This window comes from Nostoc sp. CmiVER01 (assembly GCF_034531135.2).
Classification (GTDB): Bacteria; Cyanobacteriota; Cyanobacteriia; order Cyanobacteriales; family Nostocaceae; genus Nostoc.
The window spans coordinates 80,609-102,574 of sequence record NZ_JAVRBU020000018.1 but is presented as its reverse complement, the minus strand read 5'-3'; the positions used below and the strand labels follow the sequence as shown (position 1 = coordinate 102,574).

The following is a 21,966-nucleotide window of genomic DNA, read 5'->3' as shown; positions in this document are numbered from 1 at the left end:
TTTATAATATTTGTTGTTCTTATGACTCCAAATCCAAAATACACCAAAATTCAATTTCCCCTTTGGCAGTATCTAAATCAGCCTTTATTTAGTCAGGATACTAAATTAGTATTGAATCCCCAACGCTTTGCATTAATCTGGCGTCTTCGACTTCTAGAACGCTGCTGGGCTAAAGAATGTGATGCTAAAGGGCCTCAACAGCATTAGATATTTCAAAAGCCATAAAACTAAGCCTCGTCTACAGAACGAGGCTTTTTACCATCAAGTAAAGCACTGACAGTCATATCTCCCATAACATTAATTGCAGTGCGGCAGCGATCCAGAAACCAGTCTACAGTAACTAGCAAAGCAATGTATTGGGTAGGTAAGCCTACAGAAGTGAACACCAGTGTCATCGTTACCAGTCCAGCATTGGGAATATTCGCCGCACCTACAGATGCAAAAATTGAGGTAAGGATAACAATTAACTGCTGTCCCAGACTCAGATGTTGCCCAATCAGTTGGGAAATATACAACGCAGACATTGCTTCATAAAGGGCAGTGCCATCATTATTGAAATTTGCCCCTACTAATGACCCCAAGGCAGCAGAAGATTCCCTTAAACCGACTTTTGTTTGCAAAACCTCAAAGGTTACTGGCATTGCCGCCGCAGAGGAAGAAGTTGAGAAAGCTGTCAAAAAGGCATCAGAACCGCCAGCGAGGAATTTTAGCGGGTGTACCCAAGAACCAAATTTTACTCTGGTGAGGTAGTAGCACGCCTGCAATACCAGCGCTAACAGCACCGCCACGATAAATGCACCCAAAGATTTAAAAGGTGTAAATCCTTGCATCGCAACTGTTTTAGCAACAATCCCAAAGACTGCAAACGGCACTAAGGCAATTACCCAGTTGAGAATGCGGACTACTGCTTCAAATAAGATTCCTATGACATCCTCTATAGGCTGGTATCCATTCTTGCCTTGAGCAATTTGTTCAGATTTTAATGCCCGCAGAACGATGCCAAAACTCAGGGCAATCACAATTAGTTGAATGACATTATTATCAACTAACGGCTTTAGAACAGCTTCCGGTACAGCATCTTTGACTATTCCCCAAGGATCAAGACTTTGAGTAGTTACTTCTGTAGTTGTTGAGGTGGCTACATTGCCCCAAGTTCCAGGACGCAGCACATTCGCTACGAGAAGCCCCACTAAAATAGCTACGGTAGTATTAGTTAAAAGTAGTACTGCTAACCGCCGTCCGGCTGTACCAGGTATATTCGTAGTCATTAAGGTATGCAGCACCGCTACCAAAATCAGGGGCGTAGCTAGGGCGCGGAGAGCCTTTAGCACTAACTCGGCTGGAATTGCTAAATTATTGATTAAGGTGGCATTGCTGGGATTGGGATTCCCCGCACCAAGGGCAATTCCAACGCTGACTGCGGCTACTAGGGCGATGAGAATTTGCAATGTGAGAGGGATACGCTGCCACCAAGGGCTAGCTTTGGTTTTAGCCGAACTAGTACTCTCTGTTTGACTCATTAGTTAGATGCTGATTAACTGCTGTAACTATTAAAACAACACTTATGACAGTGATAATTTCGGAAAAAGAACAGCTTTAATTTTAGGTAAAAACTGTTAATCTAAGATTCCATTGGTTTGCAAAATCTAGCTCGAAAGGGTACACCACAAGGTAGGCCCCTAGAGATATCTTGGCTTGTGGTTGGAGATGCTTATGTCTTTTGTGCCTTTACATATTCATAGTGACTACAGTTTACTTGATGGAGCAAGTCAGCTACCAGAGTTGGTAGATCAAGCGATCGCACTAGGAATGAAAGCGATCGCCCTTACCGATCATGGTGTCATGTATGGAGCCGTTGAACTGATCAAAATCTGCCGTAGTCAAAATATTAAGCCGATTATCGGCAATGAAATGTATGTAATTAACGGCGATATTGAAAAACAAGAACGCCGTCCCAAATATCATCAAGTCGTTTTAGCTAAAAATACTAAAGGTTACAAAAATTTAGTCAAATTAACTACAATTTCTCACCTCAAAGGTGTTCAAGGTAAAGGAATTTTTTCTCGTCCTTGTATTAATAAAGATTTACTAAAACAATATCATGAAGGTTTGATTGTTACCAGCGCTTGTTTGGGTGGAGAAATTCCTCAAGCGATTCTCAGTAATAGACCAGATGCAGCCCGAAAAGTTGCTCAGTGGTATAAAGATGTATTTGGTGATGATTATTATCTAGAAATTCAAGATCACGGTTCCCAAGAAGACCGGATTGTGAATGTTGAAATTGTCAAGATTGCGCGAGAGCTAGGGATTAAAATCGTTGCTACCAATGATTCGCATTTTATTTCTTGTTTTGATGTTGAAGCCCACGACGCTTTGCTATGTATTCAAACTGGCAAACTAATTATTGAAGATAAGCGGATGCGTTATAGCGGCACAGAGTATCTCAAATCGGGTGAGGAGATGCAGCAGCTATTTCGTGACCATTTGCCGGATGATGTAATTGCCGAAGCGATCGCTACCACTGAAGAAGTCGCTGATAAAGTCGAGCCTTACCATATCATGGGTGAGCCTCAGATTCCTACACCCCCAATTCCCTCCGGCCATACTGCTGACACTTACGCCGAAGATGTTGCATGGAGTGGACTTTTAGAACGCTTAAATCGCAAATCTCGCCAAGAAGTCGATTCCGTCTATAAAGAAAGATTGGAATACGAACTAAAAATGATTCAACAGATGGGTTTTTCCAAATACTTTTTAGTTGTATGGGACTACATCAAATTTGCTAGAGATAATAACATTCCTGTGGGGCCAGGTCGGGGTTCTGCGGCTGGTTCATTAGTTGCTTATGCAATGCGAATTACTAATATTGACCCTGTGCATCATGGGCTACTATTTGAGCGCTTTTTAAACCCAGAACGGAAATCTATGCCTGATATTGATACAGATTTCTGTATTGAACAACGAGATAAAGTTATTGAATATGTAACTGAGAAATATGGTGCAGATAGAGTTGCTCAAATTATTACTTTTAACCGTCTAACTTCTAAAGCCGTTTTGAAAGATGTCGCCAGAGTATTAAATATCCCTTATGGGGAAGCTGATAAAATGGCGAAATTAATTCCTGTGGTGCGGGGGAAACCAACGAAGCTCAAAGTAATGGTTTCCGATCAAACCCCAGAACCAGAGTTTAAACAGAAATATGATAAAGAACCCCATATTCGCCATTGGCTTGATATGGCGATGCGAATTGAAGGAACTAATAAAACCTTTGGTGTTCATGCAGCAGGCGTGGTAATTTCAGATGAACCACTCGATGAAATTGTGCCGCTACAGAAGAATAATGATGGTTCCGTGATTACCCAATACTTCATGGAAGACTTGGAATCAATGGGTTTGTTGAAAATGGATTTTTTAGGTTTACGGAATCTGACATTGATTCAAAAAACCCTTGATTTGATTCAAGAAACTAAAGGATATCGTGTTGATCCTGATGAAATTACTCACCAGGAAAGAAAAGCCCAGAAGATATTAGCTAAAGGTGAACATAGTAATCTGCCAAAAGATGTACAAAAAACTTATGAATTATTAGAAGCAGGTGAGTTAGAAGGGATATTTCAATTAGAATCCTCTGGAATGCGTCAGATAGTGCGAGATTTGAAGCCTTCTAATATAGAAGATATTTCTTCAATTTTGGCACTTTATCGACCGGGGCCATTAGATGCAGGGCTGATTCCTAAGTTTATTAACCGCAAGCATGGTCGAGAAAATATTGATTATCAACACACTGTTTTAGAACCAATTTTAGACGAAACCTATGGAATTATGGTCTATCAAGAGCAAATCATGAAAATTGCTCAGGATATGGCTGGATATTCCTTAGGACAAGCTGATTTGCTGCGTCGGGCGATGGGTAAAAAGAAAGTTTCTGAAATGCAAAAGCAGCGAGAAAAATTTGTGGATGGCGCAGCGAAAAATGGTGTTCCGAAAAAAGTTGCGGATGAATTATTTGAGCAAATGTTAAAGTTTGCTGAATATTGTTTAAGCTATGATACGGAAATATTGACAGTAGAATATGGATTGTTGCCGATTGGGAAAATTGTAGAAAAACGCATTGAATGTACTGTGTACAGCGTTGATAATAATGGAAATATTTATACGCAACCTGTAGCACAGTGGCACGATCGCGGACAACAAGAAGTGTTTGAGTATTGTTTAGAGGATGGGTCATTGATTCGGGCAACAAAAGACCATAAATTTATGACTGTTGATGGTCAAATGTTGCCAATTGATGAAATATTTGAACGAGAATTGGATTTGATGCGGGTTGATGGTTTGCCGAGTTAGTTAGAATAAAACTTTAGTAGTATGAGATTATGCTGTTGAATTAGCAGCGATCGTATTTGCAAGACAAATACTTTTATTTTTATGGTTGCTGAAAGCCTCAAACAAAACCCATTGCCTGAGCAGTTACTTTGGTCGGGTGAAGTGCATCGAACAAAGTGGAAAGTCTACTGCATAGAGGTGAATCATCCCGTTAGGGAAGAATTTGATGAGCAGAAGCTTGGCGAATATAAATTAGCAGATTCAAGCGATCCATTCTGGCGGTTACGGTTTGAGAGCCAAGATGGTGAATCTTTTGAAACAACTTGGTCTTCAAAAAATCGAATTATCTTCGGCACATTAAGTGGATGGTCGAAGTCAGCAATTGGGGATTTGAAAAATGCTCTCATTCAACACCGATGGCAGGGTTCTAAACAGTTTTTTGGGTGCGATCGCTCCATTGATGGGTGTTCATGACGCTGATTTTTCTAGAGAAAGGGTGATGCTATGCTTGCTATAAAAAGGATTGAGGATACAGTACGATGAAAACTCGCAGCTTTGCAGTCCTTATTTATAAAGAGGACGATATGTATATAGCTGAGTGTCCCGAAGTTGGTACGGTTGATCAGGGAGAGACTATTGAACAGGCAATTGCTAGCTTGAGAGAGGCGACGCAGCTTTACTTAGAAGAATTTCCTCTACCTGAAACATCTCCAAGGTATATGACCAGCATTGAGATCACCTATGCCTAAGTTGCCACGAATCTCAAGTAGAGAGGCCATTCGAGCACTGGAGCGTTTGGGTTTTGAACAAATTCGACAAACAGGTAGTCATGTTGTAACGAAGAAGCAAACGCCGGAAGGCACAACTGGCTGTGTTGTACCCCTACATCAAGAATTGAAGGTAGGGACATTGAGTGGCATTCTTAAGCAAGCGCAAGTTACACCGGAAAAGTTCATAGAAAATCTGTGAGCGATCGCTTTGAAAAATGATTCAACAAAATTTTAGCGATGGAAGCGTACCTTTGCTACATATTATGCCTATAGGGTAGAAGCATAAAGTTACACTTGCTGACATGATCAAAAGAGGTCATGTTTTTATGTTGTCGTATGAAAATATTGGTGCTGAATGCCGGATCGAGCAGCCAAAAGAGTTGTCTGTATGAAATTGCAGATGAGGCTTTCTCCACCGAAGCAGCCCAACCTCTATGGGAAGGGAAAATCAACTGGACTCAAGATCAAGGTGTGGCAGAAATTGAAGTAAAAACTGGTACGGGTGCAACACTACAAGAATCAATCTCTGGTGATTCCCCACAGGCACACCTCAGTTATATGCTCAATACACTTAGTGAAGGTGCTACCAAGGTAATTGATCAGTTGTCAGAAATTGATGTAGTGGGGCATCGGATAGTACATGGTGGACAGGATTATCGAGATAGTGTAGTAATTACTGAGGATGTTAAAAAGGCGATCGCTCGTTCATCTAACCTAGCTCCAGCACATAATCCAGCCGCTTTATCAGGCATAGAAGCAATTGAAAAAATCTTAAAAGATGTCACCCAAATAGCAGTTTTTGATACCGGATTTCATGCCACTCTACCCGATGCAGCAGCAATTTATCCCGGCCCCTATGAGTGGGTAGAGCAAGGAATCCGTCGCTATGGGTTTCATGGTATCAGTCACCAATACTGTTCTCAACGTGCTGCCCAAATTCTCGGTCAAGATGTTCCCCCTGAGCGCTTAATTACTTGTCATCTGGGCAATGGCTGCTCTTTGGCGGCGATTAAAAACGGTCGTAGCATTGATACCACAATGGGATTCACGCCCCTAGAAGGATTAATGATGGGTAGTCGTTCTGGTTCACTCGATCCAGGAATTCTGATTTATCTGTTGCGTTACTGCAATTACTCTGTTGAAAAATTAGATCATATATTAAATAAAGCTTCTGGGTTAAAGGGAATTTCAGGTGTATCTAGCGATATGCGTGAGGTGAGAGAAGCGATAGCTCAAGGTAATTCCCGCGCTCAACTGGCATGGGATATCTACGTCCATCACCTACGTTCTGGTATAGGTGCAATGCTTGCTAGTTTAGGCGGATTAGATGCTTTATTATTCACAGCAGGCGTAGGTGAAAATTCCCCAGAAATTCGCCAAGCCGCCTGTGAAGCTTTTGGATTTATAGGACTGAAACTTGACATTGAAAAAAATCAGCAGCAGCCTGTGGATGAGGATATTGCCACACCCGATTCAGCAGTACGGATATTAGTTATTCATACTCAAGAAGATTGGGCGATCGCTGGGCAATGTTGGCAGTTATTAAATGAAAAGTTATGAATACTCATAACGAGAGGAACCTACGTATAATAAATTTCCAAACTCGCGGCCCGATAAAACTTAAAATGTACTCTGCAAGTTTTGGTGCGATCAAAGAAAGGATTAATAATAAAGCATTAACTTTACTAAAGCTATTAGTAGCACCAGCAATAACACTAGGAATGACACAAATTAGTGTCCATATAAAACTATTTATAAATTTAGAGTTGATAGAAGTATTTTTTTGAAGTTGATTAACAAGTACATAGCGGGTAGTAGCAAATAATATAGTTAATCCTAACCAAGCAAATATTAATATCATCCAATTTGCCAGATAGAGATTCCAAACTACAAAACCAGCAGGAAACAACGAAGCTAGTTCCCAAGCTAATAGATTTAATTTAGCCCGAAGACCGCTTAATATTTGTTCAATAAGCCAATAATGTACATAAACAATATTTAAGCACTCAGGAACTTGGATAAAATCACTCCTGATTTTGTGAATTATGTCGCCATAAAATAAGACATTGCTTTGTAAGACAATATCCTGCTCTTTCCAAAAATATAAAGCTGATGCATCTTTTTTATAATAAGAATTAAAAGTAAGTCCATACTGTAATCTCGATTTATTTTGTAATGCTTTACTCCATAATAATTTAATAAAACTTACTATGAAAATATTATCAAAAATTTGAAACTTTTTTTTAGTAATCACTAATTTAGTGGATTCTATAGTATTATTATTAAAGCAAATCTTATCGTTAAAGCAGTTGTAGTACCAAATATAAGCTAATAATTTTGGCGGTATATACAGAGAGCAGCCTATTTCTCTTGCTTGCTCAATTTGTTTTAAAATTGCCTGATTTAAATAAAAAGTATACTGTCCGGGATCAACTTTAATTCCAAGTTCAATAGGAGTACCTTGAGGGATTTGCAGAAACAAAGATAGCTGAACATCAGCTTGAGGATATGTGTGTGTTTTATAAGCGTTCATTGTCGGGATAATTTTGCAATATTTTGTATAATATTAATCAGAAAATCTAGTGTTCCACGCCACTGTTTTTCTCCAGCAACTATCCCTTCATTATGTATTTTTAGGATTAAATCTCTATCTCCTTCAGGTAATTCAAATACTTTTTTATGGTAACGGCTGATAATATCTCCGTCTAACTGCATAACCGTTTGAGCATAAATAATATCAATATCTACACTGGTAATATCACCACCATTTAGTGCAGCTTTCAGTTCAGACATTTTCCGCAATGTACGAATAAATTTATCATTATTCAAAAGTTCTTCAATTTCTTGCCACCTTTGCCGTAATGTTTTTTGATCATTATTTTCTTGATCTGGAACAGGAGTCGGAGCAGGCAATATTGGTCGAGCTAATTTTATGTATTCCTCATCAGTTGGAACAATATTTGATTTATGTTCTACCTGATATTTAAGACGTTGCTGATATTGTATTATTCTGGGGTCTGGCTCACTAGTATCATTACTTCGTTCAAGAAGAATGTAAAAATATTCTCTTTCAAGTTGCGAAAATAGACTTATATAACGTTCGCGTAGCTCTTGAGCTTGAGTTTTTTGAGGTTCTGGCAAATCGTCTGGATTTGGAATTTTTTTAACATCAAAGTAGTCTTTGTCATGTATTGAATAAATATCTTCATAGGCTTGCCAAGCATTAAACTTTGCACCAGTAATTTGCTCTACAACCATTGTATTTACTTCTAAAGCTGTAATGTCATCGACTAATCCGTGTACAGATGAGACTAGTTTCTCTAGTAAATCTTTGGCTTGTTCTTGAATGTTAGGCATAGTAATAACTTTCTTAATTTACCTAAAGCAAATTTACCTACAGGTTTGGACAGATTCATATTCTGTAGGTATTTTAGTGTAACTATTAATAAATAAAAACTACTATGGACGGGATGGGGATTGTTGTGAGGTTTTACGAGATTTCATAATCTCTATAAAAAATCCATATAACTTCTGCAAACTTTCTATATTTTTTTGCATAATTTCCCGACTTTCTTTGATTTGACTTAGATGAAATTCACGAAGTTCTGTATATGAACCACTCCCAACAAATTGACTACCAACTTCATTATTTATATCACCATCAATTAAATTAATTATTGTATACATTCGATTACCTGGTTGAGCAACTTGTTGCTCTTGTGGTTGTTCTACCTGAATAGAAGAGTCTGGAACCCAAGTGGTTATTTCTAACTCTACAACTTCAACTATTGCTGTTTTAATAGCATCAATAACATCATCAATATTAAATCCTTCTCCTTTAGTATTTAGCTTGTTAACTTTTCTTTTAAATTCACTACTTGGTTTGCTTAATTGACTATTGTTTTCACCATTTTCAATGGATTGTCTATTACTTCCCGTGTTTTCGTTAATAAGATTATTTACCATAGTATTTTAGAGATTACAGAATTTTAACTATAGCAATCCTATCTAATTTGTGAAAATTTGCAGTGTCTAGATCCCCGACTTCTCTAAGAAGTCGGGGATCTAACTTTTCACGAATGATTTAGGATTGCTATATATACAATATACAATCAATTTTAGATCCTTTCCAAAGTTTTGTAACCTTTACTAAAAAAGTAACCAAAGTCAAAATAACTTAATAAATTAATAAAAATTTTATTAAAAAATTTATGATTTTCTAAAGCCAATTTTATTTATAAAAATAATAATATTGTTTTAAATTTTAAAGTTACTGGGTTGCAGTGAGTCTATCACTGCGGTAGCGATTTACTAATTACCTAAATAGCGTGATTCTGCAAATAATTATTTAATTAGCTTTTAAGTGTTTCGTTTCAATCGGTATAAATTAAATATTATTTTTAGACAAAGAGGGTTAAAGTATATCTCCGAATAAAATAAATTTTTAGTATAAATTAATACTTTACATATAAATGAATTTATTTTAGTCAACCTGTTTTTTATTTTGCCTAGCAAAGCTTAGACACGCAAGTGCAGCCTAAAATTTTTTATACTACTATGTATACAATGATATGACTCTGATGATAAAGACAAGGACAGTATGTTGTTATCTCGTCAAGGTTTTGCTACACCTTTTATAATTTGTGTGTGTATATTTGGAGTTGGCTTGATTCAATTCCCTCAATTGCAAAAGCTAATTAATAGCAAGCAATTTACGTATTTAGAAACTTTAGAAAAAGAAATAAAAGCCGAAAATCTCCGTCTTAATTTTCTTAAAATTACACCTAGTTTTGGTTATAATAACTTAATTGCAGATTTAGTATATCTCAACTTTCTCCAATATTTCGGAGATGATGAAGTTCGAGATAAAACAGGTTACAGTTTAAGTCCAGAATATTTTGAAGTAATCCTAGAACGTGATCCGCGATTTTTAGCAGCGTATCGTAGTCTTTCTATCAGTACTTCATTATATGCTGCTATGCCAGAACGTGCGATCGCATTATCAGAAAAAGGCTTAAAATCATTATCTCCTTCAGTTCCCGAAAAGTCTTATTACGTATGGCGTTATAAAGGAGTTGATGAGTTATTATTTTTAGGCAACGCTAAAGCTGCCGAACAGTCTTTTGCAACGGCGGCAAACTGGGCTAGTAACTTTTCAGATCCAGAAAGTCAGATGATCGCTCATACCTCGCAAAAAACTGCTGAATTTCTGAATCGAAATCCTAACAGCAAATATGCTCAAATTGCTACCTGGGCAATAGTTTTAAATAATCACGTTGATGAAAGGACTCAAAAACGCGCAATTAGGGAAATTGAAACTTTGGGAGGAAAAGTAATTACAACTCCTGAAGGTACTCATAAAATTATATTTCCCCCCAAAGATTAAATTATTAGTCATTTTTCTTGCAAATATATGTAGCGAATTATATTCGCTCAATTTTTCCACACATGATTGAGTAGGTTAACACTGATGTCAATACAATTGGCAGAATCTGACTTTCAAATCTTAGGGTGTTTTCCTGTTATTTCACAGTTGCGCCCTCAACTTGAGCAAGATAAGTTTGTAGAACAAGTTCGATATCAAATGAAAGAAAGATATCAACTTGCATTCTTGAAAATAGAGGAACAAACTCTGGCAGTGGCTGGATTTCGCATTTCTAATTGTTTAGCATTGGGAAAGTTCTTATACATTGATGATTTAGTCGTTGATGAGTTTAATCGCTCACATAACTATGGTCAACAGTTATTTCAATGGTTAGTTCAATACGCAAGAAATCATGAGTGTAAACACCTAAGTCTTGATTCTGGTGTTCAGCGATTTGCAGCCCACAGGTTTTATCTCATGCAGCGTATGAGTATTACAAGTCATCACTTTTCAATGGAATTATAGTGACAAATAATATTTATTGGTATGACGGTAAATTAATTCACTCCCAAACCCTAGAGTTAAACATTAATGATCCGGGCTTACTTTATGGGGCGACTGTTTTTACAACATTGCGGGTTTATCAGAACTCGCTAAATAGTAATTTAACTAATTGGCAAGCACACTGCGATCGCTTACTCTTCTCAGTACAATCTTTTGGTTGGCAGCAACCAGATTGGAACCGTCTACGCCAAGGCGCTCAAATTCTCCTTGCCTACTTCCCCATTCTCAGAATTACCCTCTTTCCCGATGGACGGGAGTGGATAACTGGCAGATTATTACCACAAGATTTGACAGAAAAACAAAAGAATGGTGTATACTGCGCTGTTGCAAGTTCGGAATTTTATCGTTCTCTCCCCTCTCATAAAACTGGAAACTATTTGAGTGCTTGGTTAGCAAAAGCTAGCGTAGATGCTCAAGAAGCAATATTAGTTGATGCTCAAGGAAATTGGCTAGAAACCAGCACAGGCAACCTTTGGGGATGGCGCGATCGCAACTGGTACACGCCACCAATAAAGTCCGGAATTTTGCCGGGAATTTTGCGATCGCAACTTGTAAACTGGTTGCAAAACCACCAGATGCCAGTGCAGGAAGAACCTTGGAGCGTGGAGTTAGTGCAGGGGTTTGAAGCGATCGCCTACACTAATAGTGTGGTAGAGATTATTCCCATTCATACCGTTCATCAGCCTTCAGGGTCGCTACAATATAATCCCTACCATCAAAGTTTTCAGCTAATAAAGGAGCTTTTTTTAGCATGACAACCACGCCAAATTTGTTATATCTTAAGATAAGTTAACATAATTCTTAATAATCACCTTTGTGATCAGAGACGCTAGGCGACCGCGCGAAAAATACCGGAGGATAGACCTTAGTGAATAAAAGATGGAGAAATGCAGGGCTGTACGCACTGCTGTTTATTGTCGTCATTGCGCTGGGAACAGCATTTTTTGACAAACAACCCCAAAGTAGAGAGACATGGCGATATAGTCGCTTTATTCAAGAAGTTCAACAAGGCAGAGTAGAAAAAGTCAGTTTGAGTGCAGACCGCTCCACAGCACTGGTTACACCCAAATATGACCCAGCTAAACGGATTGTTACCTTAGTCAACGATCCAGACTTGATTAATACTCTGACTTCTAAAGGCGTTGATATTTCTGTTTTGCCCCAAACCGACGAAGGATTTTGGTTTAAGGCACTAAGCAGCTTATTTTTTCCTGTATTGCTTTTGGTTGGCTTATTCTTCTTGCTACGTCGCGCTCAAAGTGGCCCAGGCAGCCAAGCGATGAACTTTGGCAAATCTAAAGCCAGAGTCCAAATGGAACCACAAACTCAGGTAACATTTGGCGATGTTGCTGGTATTGACCAAGCCAAGTTGGAACTAAACGAAGTTGTAGACTTTCTGAAAAACGCCGATCGCTTTACCGCCGTTGGTGCAAAAATTCCTAAAGGTGTACTGTTAGTTGGCCCTCCTGGTACAGGTAAAACCCTCCTAGCTCGTGCCGTAGCTGGTGAAGCAGGTGTACCCTTCTTCTCAATCTCTGGTTCGGAATTTGTGGAAATGTTCGTTGGTGTGGGTGCATCCCGCGTCCGCGATTTATTTGAACAAGCTAAGACCAATGCTCCTTGTATCGTCTTCATCGATGAAATTGACGCTGTAGGTCGTCAACGTGGTGCAGGTTTAGGTGGTGGTAACGATGAGCGGGAACAAACGCTTAACCAGTTGCTTACAGAAATGGATGGCTTTGAAGGTAATACTGGCATCATCATCATTGCCGCTACCAACCGTCCTGATGTTCTAGATGCAGCCTTATTGCGTCCTGGTCGCTTTGACCGTCAAGTTGTGGTAGACCGTCCCGACTATGCCGGACGCAGCGAAATTCTCAAGGTTCACGCCCGTGGCAAGACCTTGGCGAAAGATGTGGACTTGGATAAAATCGCTCGTCGTACCCCTGGATTTACTGGTGCAGATTTATCCAACTTGCTCAATGAAGCCGCAATTTTGGCAGCCCGTCGGAATTTGACTGAAATTTCGATGGATGAAATCAACGACGCGATCGACCGCGTATTAGCTGGCCCAGAGAAGAAAGACCGGGTAATGAGCGAAAAGCGCAAAACCTTGGTAGCCTATCACGAAGCTGGTCACGCTTTAGTTGGTGCTTTGATGCCAGACTACGATCCTGTGCAGAAAATTAGCATTATTCCTCGTGGTCGTGCAGGTGGTTTAACTTGGTTTACCCCCAGTGAAGACCGGATGGATACAGGTTTATACAGCCGCGCTTATCTGGAAAATCAGATGGCTGTAGCTTTGGGTGGTCGAATTGCTGAAGAATTAATCTTTGGTGAAGAAGAAGTTACCACTGGTGCTTCTAATGACTTGCAGCAAGTAGCACGGGTTGCCCGTCAAATGATTACCCGATTTGGCATGAGCGATCGCTTAGGCCCTGTTGCTCTTGGTCGTCAACAAGGTAACATGTTCCTCGGACGAGATATCATGTCAGAGCGTGATTTCTCTGAAGAAACTGCCGCCGCTATCGATGAAGAAGTCCGTAAACTGGTGGATGTAGCCTATACACGCGCTAAAGAAGTGTTAGTGGGCAACCGCCACATTTTAGATCAGATAGCCCAAATGTTGGTTGATAAAGAAACGGTAGATGCTGAAGAGTTGCAAGAAATTCTGTCGAATAACGATGTGAAAACTGCTGCCTTTGCCTAATTTAATGAGAAGTTAGGAGTTAAGAATAATTTCTGACTCGTAATTGTCAAAAAAGCCCGGTCTTCATGACCGGGCTTTTAATATGGGGTTATATACCCCGAAGGTTTCGTTATAGAGTTTCAGTATAAATCGCTTGTCTGATAGAGACTACCACTTGAGCATAATCAATTCCGGAAAATTAGAAAAATTTTTTTAGATACACCAAAATAAAAAAGCTAGAACTTTGACTTTAAAAGGAAAAAGATACAATCTAGCTGCAATTTAATAAATCTATATGGTTAAAAAAATCACCCTAGTTTACTTAAAAACTTAGTAGCTATGTCACAGGTAGATCGAATGGACTGGTTTTCAGGGCTGATATGGCTGTTTAGTATGACCCAAATCTATCAGTAATGTCTACGCTACGCCTACATGCCAGATGGATTTTTAAGCTTGCGAGTCGAGCAATTTTTTGATGAAAATCTCCGCCTCTGTTATGAAATTTGGGAAGAAGAAAAATTTCCCATATTGTTGCTGGAGATAAGTCTCTGAATCTTGACATGACTAGCATCAAAAGTGACCCGATACTCAACCAGTCGCCGATCTTAAACTCTAGATGTCGGTTTCAAAAATAGCCACGCCACAAAGAACGTAGCGGCTGTGAATATTTGCGTTAAATCCAAAGCAGATAGATAGCCATCCGCAAATGAAGCAATACTGCGATCGGTAATGCCGAATACCCAGGATGACAAGCCAAACAGCCAGATTCCATTCTTGAGATTTCCGACGAATTCCTTAGAGTCTGATGGTTCTTTGTCTTTCATAATCTTCTGTTCTATTGGTGAAAAATTTAATGATTGATGCAAACTACCTGCCATGAAGAATTTTTTCTGACTCCCGACGCTAAAATTACACTTCCTATTAATAATATTAATAAATATTTCGTCTACTTGACTTCACCGCCCAATGGTACATCTCCTTATGATGACATTCCTCCTTTGGTTGTGTCACCTTCGATAGATGGCAATGTGTTGAGTTATCAGCTTTACAACGTCAGTTTTGAATACTGAAATTACATAATCTTTAAATAACTATATGAACATTTATTAATATTTTATTTAAAATCCTTCATGGGATAGATGCTTTACCGATAAATACTCATATTTAAATTGCCTAAATACATAGTAGTAGCGCACAGATATGTGCTACTACTACGCTATAAGCTAGATTTGAGGGTCAACCAAGCGGGTAGTGGGGCGACTCTGATACAAATCTTGAACGACTTGGACAGCAGAAACTACAGCGACAAGGCCAATGACTGCAACAGGTAACAAACCTTTGCCAAAAATAGCGATCGCTAGCAGCACTACTGCACCCCCAAGTCGATACTGGGAGCGGATTTTGCAATAACGGATTACCCCAAATCTGTGGAGAAGACTGACAGCTAGAGAGCATGATGCTACTGAAGCACAGATAAGCCATCGCTGAGAATCGGGTAATGCTAAAGTTGCCTTACTCAACAAAATTTGTTCTACGCCGACTCCAGCAGCAGCAATCCCAATCACTAGCGGTAGATGAGTGTAGAGCCAGATATAGACAATACCAGCTTTTCCATGAGTCCGCGCCATCTCAATAGGTTTACCACCCAAGTTATCAAAATAGACCCACCACCAGCTAAAGGCGATAATTAGACCAAACACGCCTGAAATTACAGTTAAAGTATCCCATTTTTGCTCAGAAACACCATTGACTACTGCAATGATTGCTTCACCTAAAACAATAATGGTAAACAGACCAAAACGTTCTGGTAAGTGAGAGGCGTGGGGAAGTAACTCAACCTGAAACTTACGTACTGTTAAGGGTGTAGCAAAATCAATCATGATTCCCAGTGTCCAAAATGCGAACCGCCAAGGGATGGGTACAAATGCTGATATTAACCAAAGCAAGGCTGCGATCGCAAAACCTATAGCGTGGCGAGTAGTCAAAGCACGCGCTATAGGGATATGCCTTCCAGCACGGACATACTCTATTACCAGCACACCTCGACCGAGAGCATAGGAAATTGCAAAACCAGGGGAACTTTCACCCAAACCGTGGTGGATGTTAATAGCCATCGCTGCTGCTGTCAGCATTTGTATAGCAATCAACAGCCTATGTCCCGCATCATCGCTGTCAAAGCGGTTGGCATAGAATGTGGTGCCAATCCATGACCACCAAACTGGTATAAATAAAACTACAAACCCAAATAATCCTGATAAAGAGATATCTTCGTTGAGATTATGGGCTAGTTGAGAAACTGCAACTACAAAAACCAAATCATAAAACAGTTCCAGCCAAGTGGCGCGTCGTTCTTCTTCACTGTTTTCACCAATACGTAACCTTGGTGGTTGCAGAAAATTTGCCATAGTGCTAATTGCGAATCGTTAATAGTTTTTACCATTAACTGTGATCTATTAGCGAATGGGTAGGCATTTGTGTGTAAATTTCTAAAAACTTGCTGAAAAATTACCAATAGAAGTATCAGTTTATCAGTAAACCAAAAAGTTTTTCCCAAAGAGCGATCGCTAACGCAATCGACGGAAACCGCCAGACGCTCGCGGACTCGCTAACGCTGCGCTATCGCTTTTAGCGTCTCCCCTTGGGAGAAGACTGCGACCCCTTCACCGCTTTGCGTCTATATGAATTGCTCCTACATTTCCTACTTGATGCGTAAGTTCTAAATTCTATTGCTTTATAGGTAGAGTATGCCCCAATTCTGTATTCTGACCGGAGGCGGAGCGTCTCCGACTTTGCTCCTGTTTATTACGCAAAATGTCCCTCTCCGATAGGCGAGAGGGACAGATTTAAATGAAAGTTTAGATAGTGAGAGGTTTATTGAACTCAGGTTAACTATTGTGTTGTTGGGGTTGTTTACGTGCGCTTCCAAACCTCCTTCCTCTTTTTTTAAGTACCCGTCGTAATCTATCTGCACTCAAGTTGACTTGACGTTCAGATGCTAGTTTACTTGCTAATTGTTTAGAGTTATAAGTCTGTGACTCTTGAGCTAAACAATTTTCTAAATAAGCCAAGTCTGATTCCGAATATCGGGGTTTTCCTCCTCGGCCTGGAGCATCCCACAAACCTGCTAAACCCATCTTTTCCCAGCGATGAAGGGTTTGACGTACTGTTGAAATCGCCCAGTTCAAGCCTTTAGCAATTTGCTCATTTTTTAAGCCGCGAGTATTCAGTAGTAAAACTTGAGCACGATCCTTGGTACGTTGAGGAACATCTTTAGCTTTTCTTAACTCTTCTAAAGTCAGCTTTTGTTCATCAGTTAGAAAGACTTTTAATCGGCATCCCATAAACAATAACCTTTTACACAGTCAATTTTTGCGATTTTTTATGTCTATTCACACCTTTATACTTAATTGCTTAGGTGTTTAATAGCACGCCAGAAAAGCTGAACTATAAGTATCAAGAATGTCGGCGTTTAGAAGGCTGCTACGTGAAAAATATTGGCTTGAGAACACGATCAAAGTTTGCAATTTATCATTGAGAATGGATTTCTATAACAAGTTAGGTACATCATAGATGACACCATTAATCTACATAGGTAAATTTATTAGATAGCTAAAAGCTGTAGCTTTGAGTTATGACAATAAGAGTTTATTGGTGTTGTCCTGATTAATGTTTAAACTCTATGATAAAGGACTGTATCATTAAATTTATTAGATCATTCGCATGGTTAGAGAGATTTATCGAAACTTTAAAAATGATTTTTACGCTGGTTTATACTTGAATGTCCAAAAAAAGGTATACAGACCTAGTTCCTTTTTCTTTTACTCGTATCTAGAAATTTGCCTTGGTTATCTCTATAAAAATATTTTTTCTCATCTTTACATAAAGTTTATATTTCCCATGAACATATTTTAGTTGAGACAAAAATCTATTCGCTATCCATTACTAAAAACAGTGCTGACAGATGATTCTAAGCTGGATACAAACAGAATTTATCTTGCTTTTCCTACCTTTCCTACCTTTCCTACTTTTCCTACTTAATAATAGAGGGCTTTAAAAAAAGTAACTTTTGATGAGCGACATCTAAATCTATTCTCTTAACACCTCGATTCTGCAACATATAAATATTTTATACCACAATTAAAAAATATACTTGTGAACTCTGTTATTTCTTTGGTATGCATACATTATCTAAAAAAAGGTTACAATAAAAGTTCTGGGTATATTCTTATAATCTTTAATATAATCAAGACGAATCTTTTAAAATTAGGATAAAATCAAATAAGTAGCAAAATCAAATACTCAGTAAACTTTGAAGAATAATATAATAATTAGTAGATTTTTTGAGTCATATTTTTTGCTAAAAAACAGCAATAATTGATACAAGTTAAAAATCTCAAAAACTGATATTTATTACAACTTAAACAAAAAATAATAGGGACAATGGAGGCAGAAGAAAAACCTGTTAATTTGCGCTCGGAGACGGATAATGGTAGCGATCGCAGAGAACGTTCAACATCGGTTAACTATACAAACTGTAGAAATTGCCCCTAACACAACGGCGATTCGCTCTCTTGATTGGGATCGCGATCGCTTCGATATCGAATTCGGACTGCAAAACGGCACAACCTACAATTCATATCTAATTAGGGGTGAACAAACAGTTTTGATCGATACTTCTCACCAGAAGTTTCGTGATCTGTATTTAGAGACTCTAAAAGGTCTTGTTAACCCTAAAACAATTGATTACATAATTGTCAGCCACACAGAGCCAGACCATAGCGGCTTGGTGGAAGATGTTCTTCAGTTAGCTCCTAGAGCTACCGTTTTAGCCTCAAAAGTTGCGCTTCAGTTTTTAGAAGGCTTAGTCCACGATCCATTTTCTAAGCGAGTTGTCAAAACTGGCGATCGCATAGATATCGGTAAGGGACACGAAATGGAATTCGTGAGTGCGCCTAACCTGCACTGGCCGGATACGATCTTTAGCTTTGACCGCAAAACCCAAATTCTCTACACCTGTGATGCTTTTGGGATGCACTTCTGTGACGATCGCACCTTCGACGAAGATTTAGAAGCGATCGAAGCTGACTTTAGATTTTACTACGACTGCTTAATGGGCCCTAACGCTCGTTCGCTGCTGAATGCGATGAAGCGGATGGGTGATCTTGGAAAGATTAATATTATCGCCAACGGTCACGGGCCATTATTATACCACCATTTAGATGTTCTAACCGGATGCTACGAAAATTGGAGCCAAAGACAAGCTAAAGCAGAAACAACAGTTGGCTTGTTTTTTGTCTCAGATTATGGATATGGCGAACGCCTTGGTCACGCAATTGCCGAAGGTATATTGAAAACTGGCATTGGCGTAGAAGTACTGGATCTGAGTACTGCTGAGAGCCAAGAAATTCAAGAACTAGCCGGGAGAGCAGCTGGCATCATTATTGGTATGCCCCCGACTACTTCCGCCGCCGCCCAAGCTAGTATCAGTTCGGTGCTAGCTGTCGCCAAGAACAAGCAATTGATTGGGCTGTTTGAATGTTATGGTGGGGATGATGAACCCATTGATACACTCCGCAGACAATTTCTTGACTCTGGCATCAAAGAAGCTTTCCCACCCATTCGGATTAAAGAAATTCCCAGCGCATCTACATTCCAGTTGTGTGAAGAAGCGGGTAAAGACATTGGACAATTGCTGGTGCGCGATCGCAACATCAAGCAAATCAAGTCCCTTGATGTCAACATGGAAAAGGCATTGGGTCGGATTAGCAGTGGACTATATATAGTCACTACTAAAAAAGATAATGTCTCAAGTGCAATGCTGGCATCCTGGGTAACGCAAGCGAGTTTGCAACCCTTGGGATTGACAATTGCCGTTGCCAAAGACCGCGCTATTGATTCCTTAATGCAAATAGGCGATCGCTTCGTCCTTAACGTTTTGGAAGAAGGAAATTATCAAGAACTCAAAAAGCACTTCCTCAAACGTTTGCATCCTGGTGCTGACCGCTTTGCTGGGGTAAAAACTCAAACCGCCAAAAACGGTTCCCCAATTCTAACTGATGCTCTGGCATACATGGAATGTGAAATCCAAAGCAGCATGGAATGCAGCGACCACTGGATTTTATATTGCACCGTCCAAGAAGGTCGTGTCTCCAAAAACGATGGATTGACAGCCGTTCGCCATCGCAAAGTAGGTAATTACTACTAATAAATAGGGAATGGGGAGTGGGGAGTAGGGAGTAGAGACGCGGGGGAGCTTATGAGCAGAGAAGAACTTGTACAAGTCTTTGCTCATTCCCCATTTCCCATTTCCCATTCCCCATTCCCCACTCTCTATTCCCCATTCGCCACTCCCCATTCTTTAACAGCTATGACCAATTCCAAGCCACGCGACGTACAAGTTCTACCAATTGCTACAAATACTAAGGCGATCAGAGCACGTAGTTGGTCACGTCTGCGGTTTGAAATTGAATACGCACTTGAAAGAGGTACCACCTCCAATTGCTATTTAATTGAAGCTGATAAAACCGCACTTATTGATCCACCGCCAGAAAGCTTTACCGAAATTTATTTAGAGGCATTGCGGCAGACTTTAGATTTGCAAAGTCTGGATTATATAATCCTGGGTCATTTTAGCCCCAATCGAGTTGCTACTCTCAAAGCAATTTTAGAACTGGCACCACAGGTAACTTTTGTCTGTTCTCTTCCTGGTGCGAACAATTTGCGTGCTGCTTTCTTAGAGCAAGATTTAAATGTCTTGGTGATGCGGGGGAAAGAAACTCTGGATTTAGGCAAGGGTCATGTTTTAAAATTCTTACCCACTCCCAGTCCACGTTGGCCGGAAGGACTTTGTACCTACGATCAGCAAACCCAAATTCTCTACACAGATAAGTTATTTGCAACTCATCTCTGTGGTGATGAAGTGTTTGATGATAATTGGGAAGCGCTTAAAGAAGACCAGCGTTACTACTTTAACTGCTTGATGGCTCCCCAAATTCCTCATGTGCAGGCAGCTTTGGAGAAAATATCAGATTTGCAGGTGAGAATGTATGCTGTGGGTCATGGGCCTTTAGTACGCACCAGCTTAATTGAACTTACTAAAGCTTATGGAGAGTGGAGTCGTTCTCACAATGATCGCGAAATTTCTGTTGCTTTACTTTATGCTTCAGCTTACGGGAATACGGCGACTTTAGCACAAGCGATCGCTCTGGGATTAACTAAAGGTGGAGTCGCAGTCAAATCGATTAACTGCGAATTTGCTACCCCTGATGAAATTCGCATCAACCTAGCACAGTCAGAGGGTTTTATCATTGGTTCTCCTACCATTGGTGGTCATGCGCCAACTCCCATTCATACAGCTTTAGGGATTGTGCTATCAAGCGGTGACAACAGCAAACTCGCTGGAGTTTTTGGTTCCTACGGCTGGAGTGGCGAAGCCTTTGACTTAATTGAAGGTAAACTCCGGGATGCTGGATATCGCTTTGGCTTTGACACCCTGAAGGTGAAATTTAAACCTGATGATGTCACTCTCAAGTTCTGTGAAGAACTAGGTACAGACTTTGCCCAAGTATTGAAAAAGGCTAAAAAGGTACGCGTACCACAACAAGCCGCTACTCCAGTGGAACAGGCTGTTGGTCGGATCGTTGGTTCCGTCTGCGTGGTGACAGCTAAACAAGGTGAAGTTTCTACTGCAATGTTAGGCGCTTGGGTTTCTCAAGCCACCTTTAACCCACCCGGACTAACTGTTGCGATCGCCAAAGACCGAGCGATCGAATCTTTGATGTATCCTGGCGGTAAGTTTGCCTTAAATATTCTACCTGAAGGCAATCATCAAGATTACATGAAGCATTTTCGTAAATCTTTCGCGCCTGGAGAAGACCGATTTGCTAACTTTAGTACAGCAGTTGCAGATAACGGTTGCACCGTCCTCACCGACGCTCTAGCATATTTGGAATGCTCAGTCAACCAACGTATGGAATGTGGCGACCATTGGGTTGTGTATGCAACTGTGGATGAAGGTAAATTACTCAAGCCTGATGCTGTGACTGCCATTAACCATCGCAAAACTGGCACTCATTATTAGATAGTGAGAAATTTAACTTAGCAACAAAGGCGGAAGGCAGAAGGTAATTCTGATTCCTACCCTCTGCCCCTACCTTCTTCACGGGAAGCGCTTTAGCTTAAATATAGGCTAATACGCTTGGGTTAAGGCTAAAAAATAAAACTAGTGTAGGTTGGGTTGAGGAACGAAACCCAAC

Annotated in this window: 20 protein-coding genes; 13 read left to right on the top strand and 7 right to left on the bottom strand. The window is 39.8% G+C overall.

Annotation, left to right across the window (positions count from 1 at the left end; genetic code table 11):
- Positions 1-21: 21 nt before the first annotated feature.
- A complete protein-coding gene (locus RMZ43_RS28270; protein ID WP_322649519.1) occupies positions 22-207 on the top strand; it encodes a hypothetical protein in 186 nt (61 codons plus the stop codon).
- Between the two features lie 20 nt (positions 208-227).
- Here the strand turns inward: RMZ43_RS28270 and RMZ43_RS28265 are convergent, their stop codons facing one another.
- A complete protein-coding gene (locus RMZ43_RS28265) occupies positions 228-1,520 on the bottom strand; it encodes a dicarboxylate/amino acid:cation symporter (RefSeq protein ID WP_322649518.1) in 1,293 nt (430 codons plus the stop codon).
- Positions 1,521-1,713: 193 nt separating this feature from the next.
- Here RMZ43_RS28265 and RMZ43_RS28260 point away from each other — a divergent pair, with 193 nt between their 5' ends.
- From RMZ43_RS28260 to RMZ43_RS28240, 5 genes are all read left to right on the top strand, one after another.
- Positions 1,714-4,344 carry a DNA polymerase III subunit alpha gene (locus RMZ43_RS28260; RefSeq protein ID WP_322654199.1) on the top strand — a complete coding sequence of 877 codons (2,631 nt, stop codon included), beginning with the start codon at positions 1,714-1,716 and terminating at the stop codon, positions 4,342-4,344.
- 81 nt (positions 4,345-4,425) lie between these two features.
- Positions 4,426-4,797 carry a hypothetical protein gene (locus RMZ43_RS28255; RefSeq protein WP_322654200.1) on the top strand — a complete coding sequence of 124 codons (372 nt, stop codon included), beginning with the start codon at positions 4,426-4,428 and terminating at the stop codon, positions 4,795-4,797.
- A gap of 65 nt (positions 4,798-4,862) precedes the next feature.
- On the top strand, positions 4,863-5,072 hold the full coding sequence (locus tag RMZ43_RS28250) for a type II toxin-antitoxin system HicB family antitoxin (protein ID WP_094330857.1): 210 nt from the start codon (positions 4,863-4,865) through the stop codon (positions 5,070-5,072).
- Positions 5,065-5,292 carry a type II toxin-antitoxin system HicA family toxin gene (locus RMZ43_RS28245; protein ID WP_322649515.1) on the top strand — a complete coding sequence of 76 codons (228 nt, stop codon included), beginning with the start codon at positions 5,065-5,067 and terminating at the stop codon, positions 5,290-5,292. Before RMZ43_RS28250 ends, RMZ43_RS28245 begins: the two co-directional genes overlap by 8 nt.
- 137 nt (positions 5,293-5,429) lie before the next feature.
- Positions 5,430-6,653: an acetate kinase gene (locus tag RMZ43_RS28240; protein ID WP_322649573.1), complete on the top strand. Its 1,224-nt coding sequence runs from the start codon at positions 5,430-5,432 to the stop codon at positions 6,651-6,653.
- A gap of 4 nt (positions 6,654-6,657) precedes the next feature.
- Here the strand turns inward: RMZ43_RS28240 and RMZ43_RS28235 are convergent, their stop codons facing one another.
- From RMZ43_RS28235 to RMZ43_RS28225, 3 genes are all read right to left on the bottom strand, one after another.
- Positions 6,658-7,626: a hypothetical protein gene (locus RMZ43_RS28235; RefSeq protein ID WP_322654201.1), complete on the bottom strand. Its 969-nt coding sequence runs from the start codon at positions 7,624-7,626 to the stop codon at positions 6,658-6,660.
- Positions 7,623-8,450 carry a hypothetical protein gene (locus RMZ43_RS28230; RefSeq protein ID WP_322649513.1) on the bottom strand — a complete coding sequence of 276 codons (828 nt, stop codon included), beginning with the start codon at positions 8,448-8,450 and terminating at the stop codon, positions 7,623-7,625. Before RMZ43_RS28230 ends, RMZ43_RS28235 begins: the two co-directional genes overlap by 4 nt.
- A gap of 102 nt (positions 8,451-8,552) precedes the next feature.
- Positions 8,553-9,059 (bottom strand): hypothetical protein, encoded by a 507-nt coding sequence (locus RMZ43_RS28225; RefSeq protein WP_322649512.1) that lies wholly within the window; start codon positions 9,057-9,059, stop codon positions 8,553-8,555.
- Between the two features lie 634 nt (positions 9,060-9,693).
- On the opposite strand from RMZ43_RS28225, the gene RMZ43_RS28220 reads away from it, so the two are divergent.
- From RMZ43_RS28220 to ftsH3, 4 genes are all read left to right on the top strand, one after another.
- Positions 9,694-10,479, top strand: coding sequence for a hypothetical protein (locus RMZ43_RS28220; protein ID WP_322654202.1), 786 nt, complete (start codon positions 9,694-9,696; stop codon positions 10,477-10,479).
- An 84-nt stretch (positions 10,480-10,563) separates the two neighbouring features.
- The gene (locus RMZ43_RS28215) at positions 10,564-10,983 is read left to right on the top strand and encodes a GNAT family N-acetyltransferase (protein WP_322649510.1); all 420 of its coding nucleotides are present in this window, start codon (positions 10,564-10,566) and stop codon (positions 10,981-10,983) included.
- On the top strand, positions 10,983-11,777 hold the full coding sequence (locus RMZ43_RS28210) for an aminotransferase class IV (RefSeq protein ID WP_322649509.1): 795 nt from the start codon (positions 10,983-10,985) through the stop codon (positions 11,775-11,777). The genes RMZ43_RS28215 and RMZ43_RS28210 overlap by 1 nt, the downstream gene beginning before the upstream one ends.
- 113 nt (positions 11,778-11,890) lie before the next feature.
- Entirely contained in the window at positions 11,891-13,732 is a 1,842-nt protein-coding gene (ftsH3, locus tag RMZ43_RS28205) for an ATP-dependent zinc metalloprotease FtsH3 (RefSeq protein WP_322649508.1), read from the top strand.
- A gap of 584 nt (positions 13,733-14,316) precedes the next feature.
- Here the strand turns inward: ftsH3 and RMZ43_RS28200 are convergent.
- Positions 14,317-14,535 carry a hypothetical protein gene (locus RMZ43_RS28200; protein WP_100902982.1) on the bottom strand — a complete coding sequence of 73 codons (219 nt, stop codon included), beginning with the start codon at positions 14,533-14,535 and terminating at the stop codon, positions 14,317-14,319.
- Between the two features lie 33 nt (positions 14,536-14,568).
- Here RMZ43_RS28200 and RMZ43_RS28195 point away from each other — a divergent pair, with 33 nt between their 5' ends.
- Positions 14,569-14,781, top strand: coding sequence for a hypothetical protein (locus tag RMZ43_RS28195; protein WP_322654203.1), 213 nt, complete (start codon positions 14,569-14,571; stop codon positions 14,779-14,781).
- A gap of 153 nt (positions 14,782-14,934) precedes the next feature.
- Here the strand turns inward: RMZ43_RS28195 and RMZ43_RS28190 are convergent, their stop codons facing one another.
- Both RMZ43_RS28190 and RMZ43_RS28185 read right to left on the bottom strand, forming a co-directional pair.
- Positions 14,935-16,116 carry a low temperature requirement protein A gene (locus RMZ43_RS28190; protein WP_322654204.1) on the bottom strand — a complete coding sequence of 394 codons (1,182 nt, stop codon included), beginning with the start codon at positions 16,114-16,116 and terminating at the stop codon, positions 14,935-14,937.
- Between the two features lie 480 nt (positions 16,117-16,596).
- The gene (locus RMZ43_RS28185) at positions 16,597-17,052 is read right to left on the bottom strand and encodes a helix-turn-helix domain-containing protein (RefSeq protein ID WP_322654205.1); all 456 of its coding nucleotides are present in this window, start codon (positions 17,050-17,052) and stop codon (positions 16,597-16,599) included.
- A 1,145-nt stretch (positions 17,053-18,197) separates the two neighbouring features.
- Here RMZ43_RS28185 and RMZ43_RS28180 point away from each other — a divergent pair.
- The gene (locus tag RMZ43_RS28180) at positions 18,198-19,916 is read left to right on the top strand and encodes a diflavin flavoprotein (RefSeq protein WP_322654206.1); all 1,719 of its coding nucleotides are present in this window, start codon (positions 18,198-18,200) and stop codon (positions 19,914-19,916) included.
- A 162-nt stretch (positions 19,917-20,078) separates the two neighbouring features.
- The gene (locus RMZ43_RS28175) at positions 20,079-21,791 is read left to right on the top strand and encodes a diflavin flavoprotein (RefSeq protein WP_322654246.1); all 1,713 of its coding nucleotides are present in this window, start codon (positions 20,079-20,081) and stop codon (positions 21,789-21,791) included.
- Positions 21,792-21,966: the final 175 nt, after the last annotated feature.